Consider the following 24184-nt stretch of genomic DNA (forward strand, 5'->3'; position numbering starts at 1 on the left):
TCCGTTGGGGGTCTGGAACTCAAGCGTAGACCAGCGCGGCGGCGCGCCGCCGCGCGGTTTACAGGCTGGCGGCGGGCTGAGCCGGCTGGGCGCCCTCCTTCGCCGCCTCGCCCAGGGTGCGCAGCAGCTGCCACAGCCAGGCTGGCATGTCGTCCGGATCCAGGCTGTCGAGCAGGTTCTTGATCGCCAAGCCCAGGTCGGTGTCGCCCTCGATCACCAGGCGCCGGCGGAAGAACAGCGTGTCCGGATCTTCCTGGCGGCTGGCCAGCAGCAGGAACTCCTTCCATTGCCCGCGAATGCACACGTCGGCGCTGTCGCCACGCACCAGCCGCAACCCGCCCGGGGTGCGGGTGATATTCCAGGCCAGGCCCAGGTCGCTGACCTCCAGGCGCAGCCAGCGGCCGTCGAGCAGGTCGAAGGCGCCATCGGCCAGCGGCGCGGCGAAGATGCGCGCCACCGCGCGCTCCAGCACCTGCTTCTGGATCGCGAAGGGCACGTGGCGGCTCAGCGGCAGTAGCGGCTCACCGACCTTCAGGGCCAGGCGCGCCAGTTTCGGGCTCAGGGTCAGCACAGGCCCACCTCCTCGGCGCGCAGCATGCCGGGCTGGCCGTACCAGTAGCCGTTGCAGCCATCGATGGCCAGCGGCGGCAGGGCGCCGCCACGCACCGCGTCGAAGCCGCGAATGATCTCCGCCATGCCCTCGGCGCGCGGGCTCAGGCGCAGGATGTCGACGCCGCTGTCGCGCAGCTGCGGGTATTCGGCGAGCAGGTTGCAGACCCTAGCCGACATGGTCTGGATGCCGTTGATGGTGAACATCGCCTCGCCCTCCTGGCTGAGCAGCGGAATGCCTTCGGGGTAGTTCTGGCAGACGAACTCGCAGTCATCCTTGGGGCGGTTCTCGGCGCGGGCGGTGAAGCAGCGCGCCGAGTAGGCCAGCGGCAGGTGTCCGTAGGCGAACAGCTCCACTTCCGGACGCGGCACGCCCAGCGTATCCAGCTGCTGCAGGCTGTCGCGCACCAGCGCGCCGGAGACTTCCACCGGCGGGCACCAGCGGCGCATGCCCAGGTCGATCAGCTCGGCCAGCGCGTGGCCGTTGTAGATGTTCAGGGCCGGTCCGGCGACGAACGGCAGGCGGTTTTCGCTGAGCATCTGCACCGCGCCGATGTCGTTGGCCTCCACCAGCAGCTCGCCGTTGTTGCACAGGCGGCGCAGGCTGGATAGCTCGCTGGCCGCCTCGATCAGGGTCAGGCCGGAGAGCACCAGTTCGGCCTGGCAGCCGGCCTCGCGCAGCTCGCGGGCCAGACCCAGCCAGCCGTCAAGGCTGAAGGCGCGGCGCTTGGAGCAGACGGTCTCGCCCAGGTAGATGATGTCCAGCGGCTGCTGGAGCATGTCGGCGTAGAAGGTCTGCAGTGTTTCGCGGGTCCAGTAGAACAGGACCGGTCCCAGGCTGAGTTTCATGCGGTTCTCCTCACTGCCAGGCACGGTGGTAGGCGCCCAGGGTTGTCTGGCTGCCCTCGGACAGCCCGCCCAGCGCGGCGCGCCAGCCGGACTGCACGGCGAAGTTCTTCGGCGCGCGCTTATAGGCATCCAGCGCCTCGCGCCAGACGTGAGTGACCTGCTCGACGTAGGCCGGGCTGCGCTGGCGGCCTTCGATCTTCACGGCGGCGATGCCGATCTCGGCGAGCTGCGGGATCAGGTCCAGGGTGTTCAGGCTGGTGGGTTCTTCCAGGGCGTGGAAGCGCTGGCCGTTGACCATGAAGCGGCCCTTGCACAGGGTCGGGTAGCCGGCGGCCTCGCCGTCGGCGTAGCGGTCGATGAGCACGCCGTTGAGGCGTGAGCTCAGGCCCTGGGCTTCCTGCTCCCAGCGCACCGCCTTGGCCGGCGAGCAGACGCCGCACAGGTTGGGCGATTCGCCGGTGATGTAGGACGACAGGTGGCAGCGGCCTTCGGCCATGATGCACAGGCTGCCGAAGGCGAACACCTCCAGCGGCACCGTGGTCTTCTCCGCCAGCGCCTTGACCTGCGCCAGCGACAGCACGCGCGGCAGCACCGCGCGCTTGATGCCGTAGCGCTGCTGGAACAGGGCCAGCGCCGCCGGGTTGGTGGCCGAGCCCTGCACCGAGAGGTGCAGGTTGAGGTTGGGGTGGCGCTTGCTGGCGTAGGCCAGCACGCCGGGGTCGGCGCAGATCAGCGCATCGACGCCCAGGTCGGCGGCGCGGTCCACCGCGGCCTGCCAGCGTTGCCAGCCGCCGGGCTGGGCGTAGGTGTTGACGGCGATGTACAGCTGGCGGCCTTCCTTGCGGATCAGCTGCAGGCCGGCATCCAGTTGCTTGTCGTCCAGGTTCAGGCCGGCGAAATGGCGGGCATTGGTGTCATCGCGAAAGCCGACATAGATCGCATCGGCACCCTGCCGCACCGCGGCCTTCAGGGCGGGCAGGCTGCCCGCCGGACAAACCAGTTGCATGGCAACACCTCAAGCGCAGTAAACCGACCGCACTTTAGGCGCATGTCGCGCAATCACCCTTGATGGTCGTCAATCAAACGGTGCCGAGGGTCTCAGGCCGGTTCGAGGATGGTCTGTTTCGCCAACGGCCAGTTCCAGTGCGGCGATGCAGGATCGCGCAGGCGCTCCACATGGCCGGCGATCCGCGCGATCAGGGCTTGGTCCGCCAGCGCATCGAGCCCGGCATAGGCGCGCCCCTGGTAGTCGCTGGCATCGGTCAGCACATCCGCAACCGAACGGCGCCGCGCGTAGACGTCGCGGATCCACAGGCACTCCTTGTCTTCCGAGCCGGAGTAGCGCAGCGCATAGACAATGCCCAGGGCGGTGCCGAATTCCAGCATCGGCGTTGCAATCCCGTGGCGGGCGGCCAGTTCGATGTTGCCGAGGATCCGCTCCTTGCGCTGCAGCTTGCGGCGCGGATCACGGCCGACGCGCACACAGGTGTCCTTGAACGACTCCTCGCAACGCTTGAGGAAACGCTCGACGAAGGTGTCGATGTGCGTCTTCAGTGCCAGGTTGTGCGCCAGCATCGCCGGCTTGATCTCCTGCTCCAGCAGCCGACGCACCAGACGCCTGACCCGTTCGTCGCCCATGCCCTGGCCAATGGTGCGATAACCCAGCAGCGCCGAATACCAGCCGATGATCGCGTGGGTCCCGTTGAGCATCTTGTTCTTGATGGCCTGGATCTCGGCGATGTCGTCCACCGTGCGTACCTGGCGCAGGCGCTCGAGGATGGCGCTGCCGCGCTCGGCGTACAACGCCATCTCCGGCCCGCTGTGGAAGAGCACGATGTTCAGGGTTGCCAGCGCCCGATCCAGCTGCGCCGCCTCGCTGAGCAGCGCGACCAGCGACTCGACGCCCAGGGCGCCAGGCTGCCGGGGCAGCGTCTCGAAGCTGCCGCTCGGCACGGCGGCGGAGAAGCTGCCGACATTGATGCGCACCTGCTTGAGCAGCGCCTCGCGGGAGACCCGCGACACGATGCGGTTGACCACCGTCTCGGCAAAGATCGTCGCCGCCAGCACCTCGCCCACCTCTTCGGCCGCCAGACGCTGCTCCAGCGCCCGGCCGACGCATCGCCGCACATAGGCCGCGCCGCCCACCTTGTTCAGGGCCACCAGCACGGTCAGCGGCCCGCGCCGCGCTCGCCGGCGCGCAATGAGGCCGTCGGCGATCAGCCCGGCCTGCTGGGCGATGGCGCCTTCCGGCAGGCTCAGGCCGACGATCTCGGCCTGTTCGTAAAGCGCGATCACGGCCGCCTGATTGTCCGCGGCGACCAGGCGCACTCGGTCGATGGTCTGTTCGAAGGCCTGATCCGGGTAATGCACGCTGTACTTGCCATAGGCGTTGACCAGGTCGCGCAGCAGTCGGTTGTTGGTCACGCCGACGATCTCCGCCGGTCGGGTATAGCCATCCCAGTGGGCGAACAGCTGCGCCAGGTAGCCGCCACCGATGGCGCCGAAGCCGTGGATGGCGGCGACATGTTCGTTATGGGTCTGCGGAAAGGGATCGGTGAGCGCCGGCAACGGGAGCAGCGGCGTGCAGGGTGCCAGGTCGGCGAGGAACGCTTCCAGGCTGTCGTAGGCACGCAACGCCTTCGCCTGGATGGCCGGGGCCGGCTCCTTGATGTCCTTGAGCAGGATCGGCAGGCCTCCGCAGGCCGCGCCGGACAGCAGGCCGTTCTCCGAATCCTCGAAGACCAGGCACTGTGCCGGTGCGCAGCCCAGGGCCGCCGCCGCGGTCTGAAAGATCTCGGGATGGGGCTTGCCCTGGCTCACCTCGTCGCCACACACCGTGGCGTCGAAGTATTTCAGCACGTTGGCGTTGATCAGGTACTCCTCGGCGATGGCGCGCCGGCTGGAGGTCGCCACCGCCAGGCGCAGCCCGCTTTTCTTCAGGCGCTCCAGGACCTCGTAGAGTCCCGCCTTCACCGGTACGCCATGGGCGCGCACATGGGCCAGCTCCAGCGCATCGGCGCGGGCGCGGATCTCGGCATAGGGGTAGTCCGCGCCGTAGCGCGACTTGGCCAGCGCCTCGGCCTTGCGCGCGCTCAGCCCGAGCGAGCCGAGCAGCACCTGGTCATCGATGGCTTCGCCGAACAGCTCAGTGGAGGCTTGTCTCAACGTCTGGAAACGCAGGCGCTCGGTATCGAACATCGTGCCGTCCATGTCGAACAGCGCCGCCTGGATGAAATGTCCATGGAAGTTCATAGGGATTCTCCTTGACTTCAGCCACCGCCGATGGACGCGACGATTGCTGGCCCTGCACGCGCAGGGCCTCCCGACGCCGGCGGTGTGAGGATGGGCCGTCACCACGGGGGTGACGCAAAGGGAGGGCAGTGACAAGACCTGTCCAGGTCCCACAGCCGGCTCGGCCCGGCAGGGCAATCCGGTGGAAGGCGCGCCGGGCAACGATGGGCGTGCAGACAGCGATGCGGAGTTCCTCCTTCGATTGCGACCCGAAAGGGCCGCCGAATTAGGCGAACCGCCCAAGGACAGTACGTCTCGCACTGAAAAGGCAGTGAGCAAGGTGCTCAACAAGAATGCAGATGAAACATCTGCCGCCATTGATGGCAGCCGGGGAGTCTACCGCACCTCATCCCCAAAAACACATTCGCGGCGGATTGGCGCAGATCGCCGAAGAATGATCGTAGATCCTGAGGACTGGCTGGCCACGACACGGCAGCTCGGCCGCAGGCGATGCCGTACGCCCGCCTTCGCCACGCTTGGATCGGGAGCGAACTACAGTGAAACACGTGGCCTCCCGAGGCCCCGTTGCCATTCCCTGCAGGGGAACGTGCGAGGCCGTATGGACAAGCATCCGAAGCATTCGCCAATCGCCCAGTTTCTGGGTCGCCTGACGCTGATCGCCCTGGTGCCCTTCACGCCGGGCAGCGTCCAGGCCGAAGCGGATGAGGCCATGGACATCCTGCTGGGCATGACCGATTTTCTGGCCGGCCAGCCGCACTTCAGCGTCGCGGTCCAGAGCAGCTATGACGCGGTCCAGGCGGACGGCCAGAAGATCGAGTTCGCCGAGAGGCGGCGCCTGCTGCTGGCACGGCCCGACCGCCTGCGGGTCGATCTCGAGGAAAGCGACGGCCTGCGCCACCAACTCATCTACAACGGTCACCAGATCTCCCTCGCCACCCCGCAGAGCCACGTCTATGCCCAGGTCAGTCAGCCGGGAACAGTGGACGACGCGGTCCGGTTCTTCATCCGTGATCTCGATATGCGCCTGCCCTTTGCGGTGCTGCTGGTCAGCAACGCCAGCGAAGAACTGCAACGACGCACTCGGCAGATCGATTATGTGGAGCAAACCCACCTGGCCGGCGTGACCGTCCACCACATTGCCGGAAGGACGGACAGCGTCGACTACCAGGTGTGGGTCCGCGACGGCGACACGCCCCTGCCGGTGCGTCTGGTGCTGACCTATCCGGACGCCGAGGGGCAGCCGCAGTTCCGGGCGGATTTCCGCGATTGGGACCTGAAGCCAGCGCTTCCCGATGATGCCTTCGTCTTCACGCCGCCCGCCGACGCCCGGCAGATTCCCTTCGCCAGCGAGCTGCCGGGCAGCGTGGCCCCCGCTGTCGCGCCCCCGTCGAGTGACGCGCCAGCTGGAGAACAGCCATGAAGTCGCTCGCCAGAACCAGCCTGACCGGTCTGGCCGCTGCCTTGTTGCTGCTGGGCCCCGCCCTGCAGGACAGCAACGCGCAAGGGCGTGGGGGTGGGGGCTTTTCCCGTGGCGGCGTGGCCGCCTCCGGCGCCTTCTCTGCACGGGGCGGCGGCATGGCGGGGGACAGCTTCCGCGCCAGCGCTCCCAATCTCGCCGCAACGCGACCGGAGGTTTCCCGGCCCGCGCAACCACCGTCGGCCGAGCAGCGGCCGCCCGGGGACCGGTCGCCACCCACCAGTCAACGCCTGCCGGGTGGCTACCCGCCGCCAGGCAGCCGGCAGCCGCCGCAAGGGCATACACCGCCCCCGCCGCCACCGCAGTATCAGTATCACGACCATGACACCGACTGGGATGATGACTGGGACCACTCGGATGCTGCGGTGGGCTTCGTCGTCGGAGCAGCCACCGGCGCGCTGGTCAACGAGGCACTGCAACCCGAGGTGGTCGTCACCGAGCTGACCACCCCTACCAGCGCCCCGGCACCGGCAGCCGTCACCCGCCTGCCCTGCTCGCCCGCGTCCAGTCTGGTGGGCGGCGTCACCTACTACCGCTGCGGCAGCACCTTTTACGTCCAGGCCTACGCACAAGGCGGCCTGCTGTACGTCCCTGTGGCACCTCCCTAAGCCTACGGAGTTTGGCGGGGCGCATCCTGTCGCAGCATCAGCTGTCGTTGCAGGGTGTCGTCCAGGTAATGCACCCCGGCCATTACACCGTTGTCGCGGCTGCTTAGCCACGCGCGCCACTGCGCGTCGAACGCGGCACCGAGGCTTTCACGCAACCGGGCTTCCCGCTCTGCCCGGTCGCCTTCTCGCACCAGCGCCGTCACGCCCATCACACCCAGGGACAGCACCGCACCCGCCGGGCCGATCATGGCCGACACCGCGCTCGCCACGCCGCTGGTGGCCAGTTCGGCCGTCAGCTGGCGGCTGGCCTGCGTCGCCACGGACGAAATGCCGGCATCTTCGGACCAGAGCACGGCGGCGGCGGGCGCTTTGTGGACATGTGCCGCCAGGGCGCGGTAGGCGGGCAGCCTGTCGAGACGCTCGGTGCGGATCAGCTGCCCAAGCGAGGCGTTCCGGTTCGGGGGCGGCGCCAGGGTGATGGCGGGAATTGCCTCGAGCCGTCGCTCGAACTGCTCCGCGGGAACCCCATGGCGCGCGGGAATCCTCGCCAGCAGCTCACCCATCAGCCAGAGGTAGAAGCGCGTCGTGCGCTCCCTGATCCTGACAGGATCCGTTTCCCTGGCCACCGGCACCAGCACGCGCTTGCGGTATTGCTGCTGCAGGTAGAACGCCAACCGGTCGACGACCTGCTCCTCGTCAGCGGCGCCCAGCCGGTACCAGGACAGCTTCACACTCAGCCACTGGCGGGCCCGGTAGCTGGAAAACCAGGGGATGAACTCCGCCTCGGTGCGCTGGTAGACCTGCTCCCGCCATTCCTGCATGGCATCGCGCGCGAAGTGGCTGGCCTGCTCGGTGGCGTCTTGCGAGGCGGCGAGGATGGCGTGATCGACCTGCCGCCAGGTGCCGGGCGCAACAACCTCGGGCGGGAGGCCCGACACACAGCCGGTCAGCAGAAGCATCCACAACACCAGCAGGATGCGCGTGTTCATCATTGCAGGCCCTGAAGCAGAAAATGCTGCGCCGCAGCCACCCTCAGCGTTTGTGCGCCGGCCCGTCTCCTCCCGGCGCGTCGGCCAGCCACCCGCCACCCAGCGCGCGGTACAGGCCCACCACCGCGCTCAGCTGCTGCTGGCGGGTCTGCGATTCCAGCAGCTCCGCCTGGAACAGGCTGCGCTCGGAATCCAGCACTTCGAGGTAGCTGACCAGGCCGCCGTCATAACGTGCCCGCGACAGCCGCGCCGCGTTGCGCGCCGCCGCCAGCTGGCGCTGGCGAGCCAGATGCTCGTTGCGCGACGTGCGCACCCGGGTCAGCGAGTCATCCACATCGCGCAGGCCATTCAGGACAGCCTGCTCATAGCCCAGCCGCGCCTGTTCGGCGCGCTGGCGCTGCGTTTCCTCCACCGCCCGGAGCTGCCCGGCGTTAAAAATCGGCGCAAACAGGTTGGCGAGGAGGTTCCAGCTTTCATTGCCGCTGTCGACCAGATCGCTCAGGTCGCGGCTGGCGTAGCCGAAACTGCCGGTCAGCGACAGGGAGGGCAGCCGCTGAGCGCGCGCGATGCCGATGCGCGCGGTCTCGGCGGCCAGCTGCTGCTCGGCGGCCAGGATGTCCGGACGCCGCTCCAGCAAGCTCAGCGGCAGGCCGGCTGGCACCTCGACCGGCACGCGTTGCGCCGCCAGCGGCGAGCCGCGCGCGATGACCCGGGGTCGCGAGCCGACCAGCACGCTCAGGGCGTTCTCGGTCTCGCGCACCGCGCGCTCCAAGGCGGCCACCGACGCCTGGGCGTCGGCGGCCTCGATCTCGGCCTGGTTGACGTCCAGCTCGGGCACCGTGCCCTTGCCGTACCGCTCGCGGATGATGCCCAGCGAGTCCTCGCGCGACGCCAGGGTGCGCACGGCGATGCCATGCCGGTTCTCCAGGTCCAGCAGCTGGAAATAGCTGATGGCCACCGAGGCGATCAGCGAGATGGTGACGTTGCGCGCCGCGGCTTCGGTGCTCAGCAGGTCCGCCCGCGCCGCCTCGGTCGCCCGACGCAGCTTGCCCCACAGGTCAACCTCGAACGAGGCCACGCCGCCGAGGCTGAAGCTGTTGTCGGTCACGCCGCCGCCCAGCACGTCCTCGCTGGTCGAGGTCCGGCCCGCACCTGCCTGGATGTCGAAGAAGGGAAACTGATTGGCGCGCACCACGCTCAGGATCGCCGCCGCCTCTTCGATGCGCGCCAGCGCGACGCCGAGGTCGCGGTTGTTGGCCAGCGCCTCCTCGATCAGCGCGTCGAGGGCGGGATCGGCGAACAGCCCCCACCAGGGCAGGTTGGCGAAGGTGTCGTCGATCGGCGCCGGCTCGCGGTAGCTGGAGGGCATGTCCAGGGCGGGACGCTGGTAGTCCGGCCCGACCATGCAGCCGCCCAGCAGCAGACCGCCCGCCAACAGGACGATGTGCACGGGGCGCGCCGCAACGCCGCTCATGGCTCGGCTTCCTCGCCGATCGAGCCGGCGGCCGGGTGCTTGCGGCGGGTGAGGTAGCGCTCGACGACCACGAACAGACCGGGCACCAGCACGACGCCCACCAGGGTGGCGGTGAGCATGCCGGCGAAGGCGGTCATGCCCATGATCTTGCGCGCCTCGGCGCCGGCGCCACTGGCCAGGATCAGCGGTATCACCCCCAGAATGAAGGCGAACGAGGTCATCAGGATCGGCCGGAAGCGCAGCCGCGCGGCGGCCAGCGCCGCCTCCACCGGCTCCTTGCCGCGCTCGATTTCCGTGCGGGCGAATTCGACGATGAGGATGGCGTTCTTCGCCGCCAGGCCGATGAGCATCACCAGGCCGATCTGCGCGAACACGTTGTTCTCGTAGCTGGCGCTGAAAAAGCGCGCGACCCACAGGCCGAACATCGCCCCGCAGATGGCGATCGGCGTGCCGAACAGCACGCCCAGGGGCAGCGACCAGCTTTCGTACTGCGCGGCGAGGATCAGAAAGACGAACACCAGCGCCATGACGAACACCAGGCTGCCGGAGCCCTCGGCCGCCTTTTCCTGATACGACATGGCGTTCCAGGCATAGGACATGTCGCTGGGCAGCACTGCGGCGGCCACCTCCTCCAGGGCTTGCAGCGCCTGCGCCGAGGTGTAGCCCGGCGCCGGCCGGCCGGTGATCTCGGCCGCGCGGAACATGTTGAAGCGGTAGGTGAATTCCGGGCCGCTGGTGGCCTCGCTGGTCAGCAGGGTGTTCATCGGCACCATTTCGCCGCCGCTGTTGCGCACGTAGAACAGCGATGCGTCGCCAAGGTCGCGCCGGTAGCCGGTCTCGGCCTGCACGTACACCTTGTACAGGCGACCGAAGCGGTTGAAGTCGTTGACATAGGCTCCGCCGAGAAAGGCGCCCAGGGTCTGGTTGACGTCGCCCGGCGCGACGCCCAGCTTCATGGTCTTCTGGGTATCCACGTCGAGGAAGATCTGCGGCACCGTGGCCCGGTAGGTGGTGTACAGCCCGCTCAGCTCCGGACGCGCGCTGGCTGCCTCGATAAAGGCCTGGGCCTGCTCGGCCAGGTAGTCGGGGGCGTTGCCACTGCGATCCTGCAGCATCATCGAGAAGCCCGAACCGGTGCCCAGGCCCGGAATGGCCGGCGGACCAAACGCGATGGCTATGCCCTCGCTGATGGCTGCCAGCCGGCCGTTGAGCCGTTGCGCGACGCGGGTGGCCTGATCCTCGGCCGCCGGGCGCTCGGCCCAGTCCTTGAGCTGGATGAAAACGAAGGCGTTGTTGGTGGACGAGGCGCCGGAGAGGAAGCTGTAACCGGTCACCGTGGTGTACGACTCGATGGCCGGCTCGGCCGCCAGGATGGCCTCGACCTTGGCGGCCGCGGCGTGGGTGCGTTCCAGCGAGGCGGCGTCGGGCAGCTGCAGGTTGGCCATCAGGTAGGCCTGATCCTCTTCCGGCACGAAGCCGCCGGGCACCGCGCGAAACAGCAGGAGCAGCGCCACCACCAGCGCGCCGAGCACCAGCAGCGCGCGCAGCGGGCGATGGGTGAAGCGGGCGGTCAGGTCGATGTAACGGTCCGTCACCCTGTCCAGCGCTCGGTTGAAGCGGGCGAAGAACCGCCCCAGCCAGCCCTTGCGGGCGCCATGCTCATGGGGCTTGAGCAGGGTGCTGGACAGCGCCGGACTCAACGACAGCGCGACCACCGCCGAAATGCACACCGAGATGGCAATGGTGATCGCGAACTGCTGGTAGAGCCGCCCGGTGATGCCGGACATGGCGGCGACCGGCACGAACACCGCGGTGAGCGACAGCGCGGTGGCGATCACCGGGCCGCTGACCTCCTTCATGGTCTCGATGGTCGCCTGGCGCCGCTCCATGCCCCGCTCCATCTTCTCCGAGACCCCCTCCACCACCACGATGGCGTCATCCACCACGATGCCGATGGCCAGCACCAGGCCGAGCAGCGAGAAGGTGTTGATGGAGAAACCCAACAGCGGAAACACCGCGAAGGTGCCGATCAGCGCCACCGGCACCGCCAGCGTGGGGATCAGCGTGGCGCGGAAGTTCTGCAGGAACACGAACACCACGAGGGTGACGATGACGGTGGCTTCGAACAGGGTGTGGACAATTTCCTCGATGCCGGCGGACACCGGCTTGGTGGTGTCCAGCGAGATCACATACTCGATGTCCTGGGGAAAGCGCGCCTGCATGCCCTGCATCGCCGTGCGGATATGCTCCGCCACCTGCAGGCCGTTGGCCTCGGGCAACTGGTAGACCGCCATCACAGCCGCCGGCCGACCATTGAAGGCGCCGATCTGGTTATAGGTTTCGGCGCCCAGCTCGATGCGCGCCACGTCGCGCAGCAGCACCTGGGAACCATCCGGATTGGAGCGCACGACCACCTCGCCGAACTGCTCCGGGGTCTCCAGCCGTCCCCGGGTCTGCACGGCGTAGGCGAACTCGGTGCCCGGCGCCGCCGGCGGGCCGCCCAGCTTGCCGGCCGGGGTCAGCACGTTCTGTTGCTGCACGGCGTTGACGATGTCCGGCACGGTCAGCGCCAGCCGGCTGAGCTGGTCCGGCTTGATCCAGATGCGCATGGCATAGTCGGAGCCGCCAAAGATGGTGACCTGGCCGACGCCCTGGATGCGCGAGACCTCGTCGAGCACGTTGATCGACATGTAGTTGGTCAGGAAGTCGGCATCGTAGCTGCCATTGGGCGAACGCAGGGTCACCAGCATCAGCGGGAAGGCCAGCGCCTTCTTGATCTTCACCCCGCGTCGTTTGACTTCCTCGGGCAACTGCGCGGCGCCTTCCGAAACGCGGTTCTGCACCAGCACGTTGGAGATGTCCTGGTCCGAACCCACCTCGAAGGCCACCGACAGGGTCATCTGTCCGTTACCCGCGTTGGTGGATTTCATGTACAGCATGTTTTCCACGCCGTTGACCTTCTGCTCCAGGGGCGTGGCCACCGACTGCTCGACGTTCACCGCGTTGGCGCCGTCGTAGGTGGCTTCGACCTTGATTTCCGGCGGCGTGATGTCCGGGTACTGGGCAATGGGCAGGCGCCCCATGGCCACCAGGCCGATGATCAGGATGAGGATCGAGATCACCATCGCGAACACCGGGCGGCGGACGAAGAACTCACCCATTCCGGCCACCCTCCGCCACCGGCGGCAGATCCCCACTCTCGGCCGGGCGTGGGCGCACGGTCATGCCGGGGCGCAGCCGCAACAAGCCCTCCACCGCGACCCGCTCGCCCGCCTGCAGGCCGGACTCGATCACCCAGTCGCTGCCCAGCCGCGGCCCTACCCGCACCTGACGCACCTCGACGGTATCGTCCGCCTTGATGACGAACACACGGTGGACGGACTGCAGCTCGCTGATCGCCCGCTGCGGCACCAGGATGGCGCCCTTGATCGCGTCGGCATCGAAGCGGATGCGTGCAAACATCCCCGGGCGCAGCAGGTTCTGGGGATTGGGAAACTCGGCCTCGATGGTCAGCGAGCCGGTGGTGGGATCGATGTTGCGATCGACCTTGGTGGGCGTCCCCAGGTGGTCGTACAGACTGCCGTCGGCGAGGATCAGCTGGAGGGTGCGCGGGGGCAGCTCCTCGGCTTTGCCCCGCTCAGCGGATGCCGCCAGGCGTCGGACCGCCTCCAGGTAGCCACGCTCGGTGATCGAGACGCGCACGCCTATCGGATCGGTGCGCGAGATCACGTTCAGCAATCCGCCATTGTTGCTCTGGCTGACATAGTCGCCGACCTCGGCCTGGGACAGGCCGATCAGCCCCTGTTCGGGCGCGTGGATCTGCGTGTAGCCCAACTCCAGCTGCGCCAGTTGCACCTGCGCCTTGGCCGCCGCCTCCTGATTCTGCGCGGCCTCGTAGTTGGCCACGGCGGCATCCAGGTCAATCTTGCTGACGGCGTTCATCGCGGCCAGCGGGCGGATGCGCGCCAGATCCGAGCGGGTCTTGACCAGGGCCGTGCGGGTCTGGGCCAGCATCGCCTGGGCTTGGGCAACCTTGGCCTGGAAGGGCTGAGGATCGATGGTGTACAGCAGGGCGCCCTTCTCGACGAAGGTGCCTTCCTTGAAATGGATACCTTCAAGGAAACCGTCCACCCGGGCACGGATGGTCACATCGACGGAACCGATGGTCTCGCCCACCACATCGAGGGGGATGCTTACGTCCTGGGTGGCGACAGTGACGAACGGGATGTCCGGCACTGCGACTGCAGGGGGCGGTTCGTCGCCACAGCCCGCCAGCACGCCCAGCAGGAGGGCTAGCGCCAGGCCGGGGTGAGGAAATCGATGGCTGTGTGTTGGCACGGGACGTCCCTCTTCAATGCTCAGCGCGACAACGGCTACATCGCTCACACTGCTGGCCTGCGCGCCAGTGAGGGAGGCATGGTCCCTGCCAACCCGATTTTCCCTGCTGGTCAAACCGCGTTTCGTCCGTCCGGGTATAAGCCGGGAAACATCGCAATCGGAGCGGTTCTGACGCTTTCAAGGTAGCGCATCACCGCGCCCATGATGCCTGGTGCGGACCGCCGCTCATCGGCGACAGTGACTTTCGTCGGCACGATTCCAGTGGCCGTGAAGACACTCCAGCAACCCTCCTGACTCTGCATAGAACGCCGGTGCAGCAGACAAGGGTAGCTAGCCCTATAGAACCGTCAGTCGCCTATTGGTCTTGATTCCGGCACGTCGGAACGGGCAGATGATCTAAAACCTGTGCTGAAACTTCGGACACTCGGTCCATTCTGGAATTCCGCCGATGTCATCGCCCCACGTGTGAAGGTAGGTGCTTATGAACAGCCTGAACGTTGCGGCCAACGAAGATGTTCGTCATTGCTTCAATACCGCTCGGAAGGTCGTTTCCCTCGACCAAACGGATTACACCAACATCGCCGTAGCAGTGTTCTCCATCGATGACATCACGGCGGGCGCCCTGGATGTCATACAGCGCACTGGCTTCAACATCCCGATCTTCCTGGTCGCCACACCGGATGGGAACCGCGCGCTGGAGGCCTATGCGCATCTGCGCGATATGCTGCTGCAGGTCACCGGCGTGTTCGATCCCGCCCGCAACAACGCCGATTATTACGGCCATCAGCTGGAAGCTGCGGCGAGGGGGTATGAAGAAACCCTGCTCCCGCCTTTCTTCGGCACCCTCAAGCGTTACACCGAAACCGCCAATGCCACCTTTGCCTGCCCTGGCCACCAGGGCGGGGAATTCTTCCGCAAGCACCCGGCGGGCCGCCAGTTCTTCGACTTTTTCGGCGAGACGCTGTTTCGCACCGACATCTGCAACGCCGACGTCAAGCTGGGCGACCTGCTGATCCATGAAGGGCCGGCGCTGGCCGCCCAGCAACACGCCGCCAGGGTGTTCAATGCCGACAAGACCTACTTCGTGCTCAACGGCACTTCAGCGTCCAACAAGGTGGTCACCAACGCCCTGCTGACACCCGGCGATCTGGTGCTGTTCGACCGCAACAATCATAAGTCCGTCCACCAAGGGGCACTGCTGCAAGCCGGCGCAACCCCCGTCTACCTGGAAACGGCGCGCAACCCCTACGGCTTTATCGGTGGGATCGATGCGCATTGCTTCGAAGAAGACTATCTGCGCCAGTTGATCGCCGAAGTGGCGCCCGACAAGGCCCAGCTGCCGCGTCCCTTCCGTCTTGCGGTCATCCAGCTCGGCACCTATGACGGCACCATCTACAACGCCCGCCAGGTAGTCGATCGTATCGGGCAGCTGTGCGACTACATCCTGTTCGACTCGGCCTGGGTCGGCTACGAGCAGTTCATTCCGATCATGAAAGACTGTTCGCCCATGCTGCTGGAGCTGAATGAAAACGACCCGGGCATCTTCGTCACCCAGTCGGTGCATAAGCAGCAGGCCGGCTTTTCCCAGGCCTCGCAGATTCACAAGAAAGATCGCCACATCAAGGGCCAGCCGCGCTATTGCAACCATGCGCGGGTGAACAATGCCTTCATGGCCCAGGCCTCCACCAGCCCGTTCTACCCCTTGTTCGCGTCGCTGGATGTGAATGCCGCGATCCACAGCGGACGCAGCGGGTTGAGGCTATGGGGCGACTGCCTGAAGTTTGGTATCAATGCCCGCAAACTGATCCTGGAAACCTGCACACTGATTCGGCCCTTCGTGCCTCCGCAGATCGAGGGACGCAACTGGCAGGACTATCCCACCGACGAAATCGCCAACGACATCCGCTTCTTCAGATTTCACCCCAAGGACCGCTGGCACGCCTTTCCCGGCTACGCCGAGAATCAGTACTTCATCGACCCGTTCAAGCTGTTGTTCACCACGCCGGGCATCGACCCGGTTGATGGCAGTTATACCGATTTCGGGATACATGCCGGCATTCTGTCCAACTTCCTTCGCCAGAACGGCATCGTCCCGGAGAAGTCCGATCTCAACTCGATCCTGTTCCTGCTCACCCCGGCAGAGGACTGGGCCAAGATGAGCCACCTGGCGGCCCAGCTCACGCGCTTCGAACGTTTCATCACGGACGACGCGCCGATGAATCGCGTTTTGCCGGCAATTTACGAAGCCCACCAAGCGCGCTACCGCGACTACAGCATTCGTCAGTTGTGCCAAGAGATGCACGACCTCTACCGCGGCCTCACCGTCAATCAACTGCAGCGGGACATGTTCCGCAAGGCGCATCTGCCAACCATGGCAATGCTGCCGCAGGCCGCGCAGATCGAATATGTACGTGGCAATGCGGAACTGGTTCCACTGAGCGAGGCGGACGGTCGCATCGCCGCAGAGGGAGCCCTGCCCTATCCACCCGGTCTTCTCTGCGTCGTGCCGGGTGAAGTCTGGGGCGGCCCAGTGCTGAACTACTTTCTGGCACTCGAAGAGGGCATCAATCGATTACCGGGGTTCACGCCGGAGTTGCAAGGGGTCTATCTGCGCAACGACAACGGACGTACGCGAGCGTATGGCTATGTGCTGAAAAACCGATAAGCCACCGTGAAAGGCCCGCGACGTGGCAATGCTTTTTCGGAGCGCACTTGAGGACACGCCGGGCCGAGCAGAGCGAAGCGCGACAGCCGCTTCACGTTCTTCGCCAGGAGAACACTTATGCATATCCGTCCAAGCGTTCAGATCTGGTACCTCCTGTTGCTGCTGTGTGGCGCCGCCAGTACGCCGATCTGGGCGGCCGAGGAACCCCGTTCCCCAGCCTCGGAACAGGTCTTCAGCGCTCAGGAACTCGACCAGATGCTGGCCCCGCTGGCCCTGTACCCCGATTCGCTGCTGGCTCAGGTATTGATGGCCGCCACCTACCCCGGCGACGTGGCCGACGCGGCGTCCTGGTCCAAGCAGCACCCGGATGCCAGCGGTGACGCCGCCGTTCGCCAGGTTTCCGAACAGCCCTGGGACCCCAGCGTGCAATCGCTGGTGGCCTTTCCTGCCGTGCTGGCCACCCTGGGCCAGGACCCGGCCTGGGTACAGAAGGTCGGCGACGCCTTCCTGGCCCAACCGGACTCGGTAATGGACTCAGTGCAGCGCCTGCGACGGCAGGCTCGGGAGGCGGGCAACCTGAAGTCCGACGACAAGCAGACGGTCACCCAGCAGCCGGCCCAGGCAGGGACCGGTGGCAGCAGCCAGCAGACCATCATCATCGAGTCAGCCGACCCGCAGGTGGTCTATGTGCCCACCTACAACCCCAATGTGGTCTATGGCACCTGGCCCTACCCATCTTATCCGCCGGCCTATTACCCACCACCCGCGGGCTCTTACTTCGGGAGCGCACTGGTCGCTGGCCTGGGCTTCGCCGCGGGCGTGGCCATCATCGACTCGCTGTGGGGCGACTGCGACTGGGGCAGCGGCGACATCGACATCGATGTCAACCGTTACAACAACATCAACACCAACCGTCAGCTCAACGCCAATCAGAACAACTGGCAGCACAACGCGGTCAACCGCGACGGCGTGCCCTACCGCGACCGCGCCAGCCGCGAGCAATATGGCCAGCGCCTGGCCAACAGCGAGCAGCGCGAGGCCCTGCGAGGCCGCGACACGGCCCGCACCGCCGACCGCGAGAGTGCCCGACGGACTCTGGAGCAGCGCGGTTTCGAGAGCCCGGCCACCAGCAATCGCCAGGCCCGCGAACGGGCGCAGACCGCGAGCCGCGAAATGCGCGATCCAGCCCAGGCACGGCAACCCTCCCGGGACCAGACCCGCAGCACATCGCAGGCCCGCCAACAGGCGCGCCAGAAGCACTCCGCCTCCCGGAGCACACCCGATAACGCATTTGCCGGTGCCCGCGCGCCCAACCAGGAAAGGGCCTCCCAGCAACGCGGACAGGCCAGTCGCGCAGCCGCCAGTCGGCCGCAGGCCGCTCGTACCAGCGGGCGGGCGGTGAGCCGCCCGGCCATGGCCTCGTCTCGTGGGGGCGCCCGCGGAGGGCGCCGATAAGGAGCCCGCCATGCATGCAGCTCTACGATCCGCGCTGTTGTTGGCCTTGTTGGCAGTGCCCGTCCACGCCTTGCCGGCACAGCAGGCCTTCTCCAGTCCCGACGAAGCCGTTGCGGCATTTATCGCCGCACTCGGCACCCGGCAGGCCGACGCGACGCGCTTGGCGGCCCTGCTGGGTGATGACTGGAACAGCTATATCCCGCTAGAGGGCATCGAGCGCGAAGATGTCGAGGCATTTCTCGCCCTGTACCGGGAACGACATGAGATCCGCCCAGAGTCTCGCAATCGCTCACACTTGGTGGTGGGCACCACCGCTTGGGAGCTGCCGTTGCCGCTGGTACGAGGCAAGGACGGCTGGTTTTTCGACACCCGAGCCGGCGGCGAGACCATCCGCATACGTCGCATTGGCCGCAACGAGCTGACCACCCTGCAAGCTGTGCGCGCCTACCACGACGCACAGATGGACTATGCGGAAGTGGATCGCGACGGCGATGGCACCTTGGAGTACGCGCAGAAATTCGCCAGCAGCGAAGGCCGCCACGATGGATTGTATTGGGCCGAGGCGCCCGGCGAAGAAGAGAGCCCGCTGGGTCCGCTGTTCGGCGATGAGCTGCCGGATGGCGATTGGCATGGCTACCGTTACCGCATCCTCACTGCCCAGGGGCCTTCAGCGCCGGGCGGCTCGTACGATTACCTGCTCGGCGACAACATGAGCCGGGGCTTTGCTCTGATCGCCTGGCCGTCTGCCTACGGCGACAGTGGCGTGATGAGCTTCATGATCAGTCACGACGGCGTAGTGTTCGAGAAAGACCTGGGACCGGACGGCAGCAAGCAGGCCTTGGCCATGACGCGCTTTGACCCGGACAGCAGTTGGAGGGAGGTAGCTGAAGGGGACTGACATTAATGTCACCTACGCCGGCAGCGCAAAAACCATGGCGATCAACGAGACAGCCGACATCAAGCCCGTAAGGGAACGTGTGCTCGATCCGGTTTCCCGGATGTCCGAAATCCTGTTCGGCCTGTTGATGGTGCTGACCTTCACCGGCACCTTCAGCGTGGCCAACGCAGGAGAAAGCTCGGTGCGCGAACTACTGATCGCCAGCCTGGGCTGCAACCTGGCCTGGGGCCTGATAGACGGCTGCATGCTGCTGCTCAACCGTTTGGCCGAGCGCGGCCACACCTGGCGCCTGCTGCGGCAGCTCAAGACGCTTCCGCTGGGTTCTCCCCAGGCCTTCGCCCTGCTGGCCGATGCCATGCCGGTGCTGGTCGGCCGGGTGATGCGCACCGAGGATGTCCAGACGCTGCACCAGCGGGTGCTGGAGCAGCCTGTCGCGCACACCAGCCTGAAACCCGACTGGAGCGACCTGCTTGCGGCACTCGCCGTGTTCCTGCTGGTAGTGCTCTCCACCCTGCCGGTGGTGCTGCCGTTCGTACTGCTGGAGGCGCCGCTGTATGCACTGCGCGCTTCCAATGCCATCGCCCTGCTCATGCTGTTTCTCATCGGCCTGGGCTACGGGCGCTTTGCGGGTGCGCGCAGCCCCGGCATCACCGCACTGATGTTCACCCTGCTGGGCGTGGCACTGGTCTTCGCAACCATCGCCTTGGGGGGCTGAACACCCAGCCAGCAGGGTCAAGGTGTACGGCCTACTCGAAGCGATCGATATCGCGCACGATGTCGTCGATCACACCCTTGAGGGTGGCCAGCGCGCTGAACAGCAGCCCGGTAATGGCCAAACGGGAGCGCTTCATGGCGGTGCTACTGTCATCTTGGGTTCCTGCACGGGTCTTCTTGCTAGGGCAGCGCATAGATGGGGAAAAGCAGTTCCGCGCCCTCGCGGAGTTCCCCCAAGTACTGGCGGTGCACCCGTACGATGTCGCCCGAGCGGTACAGCTCGCTGATCACGGTATCAACCAGCAAGCGGAAGTCTTCATCGCCGCGCTCAATGGGAAAGGACACCGGCATGAAGCCGAACAGGGTGTCCAGCACCTGCATCTGGTCGGCGTCCGCACGCTTGCGCAGATCCGTCTGCAAAAGCATGCGCTCGCCGAAGAAGGCATCCGCCTTGCGTTCGGCCACCCACTGGATGCCCTGCTCGTGGCTATCGACCGTGACCAGGGTGGCGATCACCCCGAGCTTGCGCATCCGGTCGCGCGCCCATTCTTCGGTGATCCCGCCCTCGATCGTGGCGTAGGTGTGCTTGGCCAGCCCCTGGTTGATGGTGGCGCGCCAGGTCGGGCCGGTGTGTGCCGGCTCGCCGCTGAGCACCCTGACCAGTTGGGGCGCGGCATCCGTGCGCACCACCACGGCCAGGCCGGCGGTGTACACCGGTCGCGAAAAGCTTACCTCTTTGCGGTACGCCAGGGTTTCCGGGGTCGGCGTGCAGAAGATGTCGATCGCCCCCGACTGGATGGCGCCGATGACCTCGCCACGGCTGACAGCCTCATAGCGCACCTGCATATCGCTCAGGCCCAGCTCTGCCTTCACCCGGTCGGCAATCTTCAGGCACAGCTCGATGCCGTAGCCACTGACCGTGCCGCCCGACTCGCTGCTGAATGGCTCGAAGTCAGGCAGATAGCCCAGTGTGAAGGTGTTGTTCATGCGTACGCGTTCTAGCGTATTGGCTCCCGCCAGCACCGGCAGCAGTGCGAGCAGGCCGACCAGCAGCAGACTGGCAATGGTGTGTCGCTTCATGTTCATCTCCTGTCCCTACATGCGAATGTCGTGGCCATCGGAAAGCACCTGCCTTAGCCTGCAGCCACGGCGACGGGCCGTTCGGTGGCGAAGCGCTTGGCGACGAAGCCGTAGAGCAGATAACCGACCGCCAGCACGAGGGTGGCGCCGAACACGGCGTCCTTGCCGGAGGCATAGATCGCGTAGAACGAATAGGCCATGGCAATCAGCAGCACCACGGTGTTGCGGCTGAACACCGACGGACCCACATCGGCCTTGTACATCATCACCAGCAGGCTGGTGAGCGCGGTCACGTAGGGGATCAGGTTGGTCACCGCCGCCAGGCTGACCAGCTTGCCGAACTGCTCGCTGGCATTGGGCGAGATGGTCGACAGGGCCAGCAGGGTCTGCAGAATGCCGCACACGATCATGCCGATGATCGGCGCGTTGGCCGCCGTCACCTTGGAAAACAGCTTGGGGAACATCCCCTGGTCGGCGGTCATCTTGGCCGTCTGCGCCAGGGTGAACTGCCAGCCCAGCAGCGAGCCGATACAGGCCATCACGGCCAGCGCCATGATGACGTTGCCCACCAGCGGGTTGAACATCTGCGCATACACGTAGGCGAACGGCGCCGAGGAATTGGCCAGCTCGGCGTTCGGCACGATGCCCTGGATCACCGTGGTCGACAGCACGTACACCACCGCCGCGCCCAGGGTGCCGAACAGGCAGGCCAGCGGCACGTTGCGCTTGGGATCTTCCACCGCGTCGGAGCTCTGCGCGGCCGACTCCATGCCGAGGAAGGCCCACAGGGTCAGCGGAATGCTCTGCGTGATGGCATCGCTGACGGCGATGTTGTTCGGGTTCCAGGCGGCGGCGAACACCTCCGGCTTGAACCAGAACCAGCCGATCAGGCTGAGGCCGGCCACCGGAATGATCACGCCCCAGACGGTGACCGTGCCGATCTTGCCGGTGATGTTCGGCCCGCCGAAGTTGGCCACCGTGGTGATCCACAGCAGGCCGACGGTGCCGATGAACAGCGGGATGGCGCCGCTGCTCAGCCAGGGCACGAACGACGACAGGTAGCCGACCGCGGAGATACCGATCGCCACGTTGCCGATGGCCAGCGACAGGAAGTAGAGGAAGGAGCACAGGAAGAACGCCGACTTGCCGTGCGCCTCCTCGCTGTAGGCGGACATGCCGCCCGAGCGGTTGCAGAGCAGTCCGCACTGGGCGAAACAGTAGGCGATGGCCATCGAGCCAATCGCCGTCACCACCCAGGAAAGCAGCGATACGGCGCCCAGTTGCGCCATGTTCGAGGGCAGCATGATGATGCCCGAGCCCATCATGTTGACCGCCACCAGGGTGGTGAGGCCCACCAGGCCCATCTTCTTGCTTGACTCAGCCATTGCAGAACTCCTCGCACTCTCCGCGGCGGCGGCCCGTGTCCGGGCCTGCGCGCCCGGGCGGAAGCCGGGCGTTACTGTTTGACGACGTAGACCCTGTAAGTCAGCTCTCCCTGAGCGCCGTGCTCCACCTCGACGCCATGGTTGTCATGCCCGAAGCCCGGGAAATGGCTGTCGAACAGCTCCATGGCCAGCAGGTAGTCGATGATGGCGCGCTTGTCGGCACCGGCCTTTTCGCCCGGCATCATCAGCGGAATGCCCGGCGGATACGGCACGATCTGCACCGCCACGGTACGGTCGAGCATGTCCCGCACGGCGATCTGCTCGATCTCTCCCCTGACCAGGCGGGCGTAGGTGTCGCGTGGCGAGGACACCGGGTCGGGCAGCAGGCTGAACGCCGCATCCATGTTGTGCAGCAGGCGTGAATCCAGCATGTCCTGGTGCATCGCCCCGGCCAGATCGCGCAGGCCCATACCCGCATAGCGCTCGGGATAGCTGGCCAGCAGGTCGGGCATCACCTGTTCCAGCGGCGCGTTGGCGTCGTAATGGCGCTTGAATTCCATCAGGCCGGCCACCAGCGAACCCCACTTGCCACGCGTCACGCCGACACTGAACAGCACCAGGATGGAATACGGCTCGGTCTTCTCCACCACGATGCCGCGACTGGACAGGAAGGAAGACACCAGCGGCGCCGGGATGCCGCTGTCCTGCATGTCGCCCTCCAGGCTCTGCCCGGGCGTCAGCACAGTGACCTTGATCGGGTCGAGCATGCAGTAGTCCGCCCCGAGGTCGCCGAAGCCATGCCACCGGGCCCCGGGCTTGAGCACCCAGGCGTCGCCGTGGCGCAGGGCCTGCGGGTCGACGTCGGCAAACGGCACGCCGTCCACCTCGTCGGGCTGCCAGACCCCGAACCACCAGTCCTGCCCGTCGCGTTCGCGCATCTCGCGGTCCAGCCGCACCATTGCCTGGCGGAAGGCGATGGCCTCGCCGATGGACTCGTCGGTGAGGTATTCGCCGGCGTCGTCCATCATCTTCGCCGACACATCGGTGGAGGCGATGATGCTGTACTGCGGCGAGGTGGAGGTGTGCATCATGAAGGCTTCGTTGAACAGCGCCGGCGTGACCGGCACCTTGCCCGAGCGGATGTGGATCATCGACGCCTGCGACAGCGCGGCGAGCAGCTTGTGGGTGGAGTGGGTGACGGTCACCGTGGCGTCGTCGGCATGCCGTTCGCCGCGGTGCATGCCATAACGCCCCTCATACAGGGCGTTGAAGCGCGCGTAGGCGTACCAGGCCTCATCGTAGTGGATGCGATCGACCGTCCTGCTCAGCTCGCGGGTGGTGGTCTGCACGTTGTAGCAGAGGCCGTCGTAGGTCGAGTTGGTCAGCACCGCCAGCACCGGGCGTGCCTGCTTGTCGCGCGCCAGCGGGCTTTCGGCCAGTTTCTGCGCCACCGCCTCGGGGGTCAGCTCGCTTTGCGGCACCGGGCCGATCAGGCCGCGCGCGTTGCGCCGCGGCCGCAGATACAGCGGCACGGCGCCGGACATGTTCAGCGCGTAGTTCAGCGACTTGTGGCAATTGCGGTCGACCAGCACGGCATCGCCATCGGTCACCGAGGCGTGCAGGATGATCTGGTTGCTGGCCGAGCTGCCGCCCACCGAGAAGAAGGTGAAGTCGGCACCGAACACCCGGGCGGCATAGCGCTCCGCCTCGGCCATCGGCCCCGAGTGATCGTTCAGCGAACCCAGCTCGCCCACCGACACGCTGAGGTCCGAGCGCAGCATCTGCTCGCCGTAGAAATCGAGGAAGCTGCGCCCCACCGCGGTCTTCATGAAGGCGGTGCCGCCGGTATGGCCCGGGGTGTGCCAGGAGTATTCGCAGGTATCGGCGAAGTTGACCAGGGCGCCGAAGAACGGCGGCAGGATGCTGTCCAGGTAGCGCCGGGCCGCCGCGGCGATGCGCCCGGCGATGAACGCGGGACTGTCTTCCGGCAGCCAGATGAAACCGTCCATCTGCTCGACGAATGCCAACGGCACGCGGTGGTGGTGGGCCTGGGTCATGCCCAGCAGCAGGGGCAACTGGGCGGTGCGCCGGCGAATCAGGCGCACCACCTGCTGCGCCTTGTGCAGATCCTGCTCGCACAGGCCCCAGCCCAGGATCACGCAGCAATAGGCGGGATTGGACAGGAGGGCGATCTGCGCATCGTCCAGGGAACCGGCCAGCTCCACTGCCAGATCATGGTCCTCCAGCGCGCGCATGACGCCCTCGGCGCTGTGCAGGATCACGTCCTCCTCATGGCCGCGTGCGCTGGCCACGATCAGCACCGGATAGCGCCGGGCCAGGGCGGGGGGCAACGGCGTTTGCGAGCGACTCATGGCGGAGGCCTCCACGGGA

17 protein-coding genes are annotated in these 24184 nt (G+C 66.5%); 6 read left to right on the top strand and 11 right to left on the bottom strand.

All coding sequences use genetic code 11. The features are described 5' to 3' along the window. Positions 1-58: 58 nt before the first annotated feature. The 4 genes from ubiT to mtlD all read right to left on the bottom strand — a co-directional run bounded on the left by ubiT (position 59) and on the right by mtlD (position 4710). Positions 59-571: a ubiquinone anaerobic biosynthesis accessory factor UbiT gene (ubiT, locus tag PT85_RS14405; RefSeq protein WP_324607137.1), complete on the bottom strand. Its 513-nt coding sequence runs from the start codon at positions 569-571 to the stop codon at positions 59-61. Continuing rightward, on the bottom strand, positions 565-1458 hold the full coding sequence (locus PT85_RS14410; RefSeq protein WP_039607078.1) for a U32 family peptidase: 894 nt from the start codon (positions 1456-1458) through the stop codon (positions 565-567). Before PT85_RS14410 ends, ubiT begins: the two co-directional genes overlap by 7 nt. Before the next feature lie 10 nt (positions 1459-1468). After that, complete coding sequence (gene ubiU / locus PT85_RS14415; protein ID WP_027591415.1) at positions 1469-2464, bottom strand: ubiquinone anaerobic biosynthesis protein UbiU; 996 nt, start codon at positions 2462-2464, stop codon at positions 1469-1471. 92 nt (positions 2465-2556) lie between these two features. Continuing rightward, positions 2557-4710, bottom strand: coding sequence for a bifunctional mannitol-1-phosphate dehydrogenase/phosphatase (mtlD, locus tag PT85_RS14420; protein WP_039607079.1), 2154 nt, complete (start codon positions 4708-4710; stop codon positions 2557-2559). A 598-nt stretch (positions 4711-5308) separates the two neighbouring features. Between mtlD and PT85_RS14425 the strand changes: the two genes are divergently transcribed. Next, a complete protein-coding gene (locus tag PT85_RS14425) occupies positions 5309-6130 on the top strand; it encodes a DUF2092 domain-containing protein (protein ID WP_197058177.1) in 822 nt (273 codons plus the stop codon). Beyond that, a complete protein-coding gene (locus tag PT85_RS14430; RefSeq protein WP_039607080.1) occupies positions 6127-6795 on the top strand; it encodes a hypothetical protein in 669 nt (222 codons plus the stop codon). The genes PT85_RS14425 and PT85_RS14430 overlap by 4 nt, the downstream gene beginning before the upstream one ends. Before the next feature lie 2 nt (positions 6796-6797). On the opposite strand, the gene PT85_RS14435 is transcribed toward PT85_RS14430, so the two are convergent. Genes PT85_RS14435 through PT85_RS14450 form a run of 4 tightly spaced genes read right to left on the bottom strand, consistent with a single transcriptional unit; the run spans position 6798 to position 13596 of the window. After that, complete coding sequence (locus tag PT85_RS14435; RefSeq protein ID WP_139182037.1) at positions 6798-7784, bottom strand: MBL fold metallo-hydrolase; 987 nt, start codon at positions 7782-7784, stop codon at positions 6798-6800. Between the two features lie 43 nt (positions 7785-7827). Next, on the bottom strand, positions 7828-9258 hold the full coding sequence (locus PT85_RS14440; protein ID WP_052237705.1) for an efflux transporter outer membrane subunit: 1431 nt from the start codon (positions 9256-9258) through the stop codon (positions 7828-7830). Next, positions 9255-12419, bottom strand: coding sequence for an efflux RND transporter permease subunit (locus PT85_RS14445; protein WP_052237706.1), 3165 nt, complete (start codon positions 12417-12419; stop codon positions 9255-9257). Before PT85_RS14445 ends, PT85_RS14440 begins: the two co-directional genes overlap by 4 nt. Further along, entirely contained in the window at positions 12412-13596 is a 1185-nt protein-coding gene (locus PT85_RS14450) for an efflux RND transporter periplasmic adaptor subunit (RefSeq protein WP_039607081.1), read from the bottom strand. Before PT85_RS14450 ends, PT85_RS14445 begins: the two co-directional genes overlap by 8 nt. A gap of 481 nt (positions 13597-14077) precedes the next feature. On the opposite strand from PT85_RS14450, the gene PT85_RS14455 reads away from it, so the two are divergent. From PT85_RS14455 to PT85_RS14470, 4 genes are all read left to right on the top strand, one after another. Next, the gene (locus PT85_RS14455) at positions 14078-16261 is read left to right on the top strand and encodes an ornithine decarboxylase (RefSeq protein ID WP_039607082.1); all 2184 of its coding nucleotides are present in this window, start codon (positions 14078-14080) and stop codon (positions 16259-16261) included. Positions 16262-16378: 117 nt separating this feature from the next. Beyond that, a complete protein-coding gene (locus PT85_RS14460) occupies positions 16379-17716 on the top strand; it encodes a DUF3300 domain-containing protein (RefSeq protein ID WP_052237708.1) in 1338 nt (445 codons plus the stop codon). Between the two features lie 10 nt (positions 17717-17726). Then, positions 17727-18614: a DUF2950 domain-containing protein gene (locus PT85_RS14465; RefSeq protein ID WP_039607083.1), complete on the top strand. Its 888-nt coding sequence runs from the start codon at positions 17727-17729 to the stop codon at positions 18612-18614. A 100-nt stretch (positions 18615-18714) separates the two neighbouring features. Next, positions 18715-19329 carry a VIT1/CCC1 transporter family protein gene (locus tag PT85_RS14470; protein ID WP_052237709.1) on the top strand — a complete coding sequence of 205 codons (615 nt, stop codon included), beginning with the start codon at positions 18715-18717 and terminating at the stop codon, positions 19327-19329. A gap of 179 nt (positions 19330-19508) precedes the next feature. Here the strand turns inward: PT85_RS14470 and PT85_RS14475 are convergent, their stop codons facing one another. From PT85_RS14475 to PT85_RS14485, 3 genes are all read right to left on the bottom strand, one after another. Continuing rightward, the gene (locus PT85_RS14475) at positions 19509-20414 is read right to left on the bottom strand and encodes an amino acid ABC transporter substrate-binding protein (RefSeq protein ID WP_039607084.1); all 906 of its coding nucleotides are present in this window, start codon (positions 20412-20414) and stop codon (positions 19509-19511) included. A gap of 47 nt (positions 20415-20461) precedes the next feature. Next, complete coding sequence (potE, locus tag PT85_RS14480) at positions 20462-21793, bottom strand: putrescine-ornithine antiporter (RefSeq protein ID WP_039607085.1); 1332 nt, start codon at positions 21791-21793, stop codon at positions 20462-20464. 71 nt (positions 21794-21864) lie between these two features. Next, positions 21865-24165, bottom strand: a complete 2301-nt coding sequence (locus tag PT85_RS14485) for an Orn/Lys/Arg family decarboxylase (RefSeq protein WP_039607086.1) — start codon at positions 24163-24165, stop codon at positions 21865-21867. Positions 24166-24184: the final 19 nt, after the last annotated feature.

Source organism: Pseudomonas flexibilis (genome assembly GCF_000806415.1).
In the GTDB taxonomy this organism is placed as follows: Bacteria; Pseudomonadota; Gammaproteobacteria; order Pseudomonadales; family Pseudomonadaceae; genus Serpens; species Serpens flexibilis.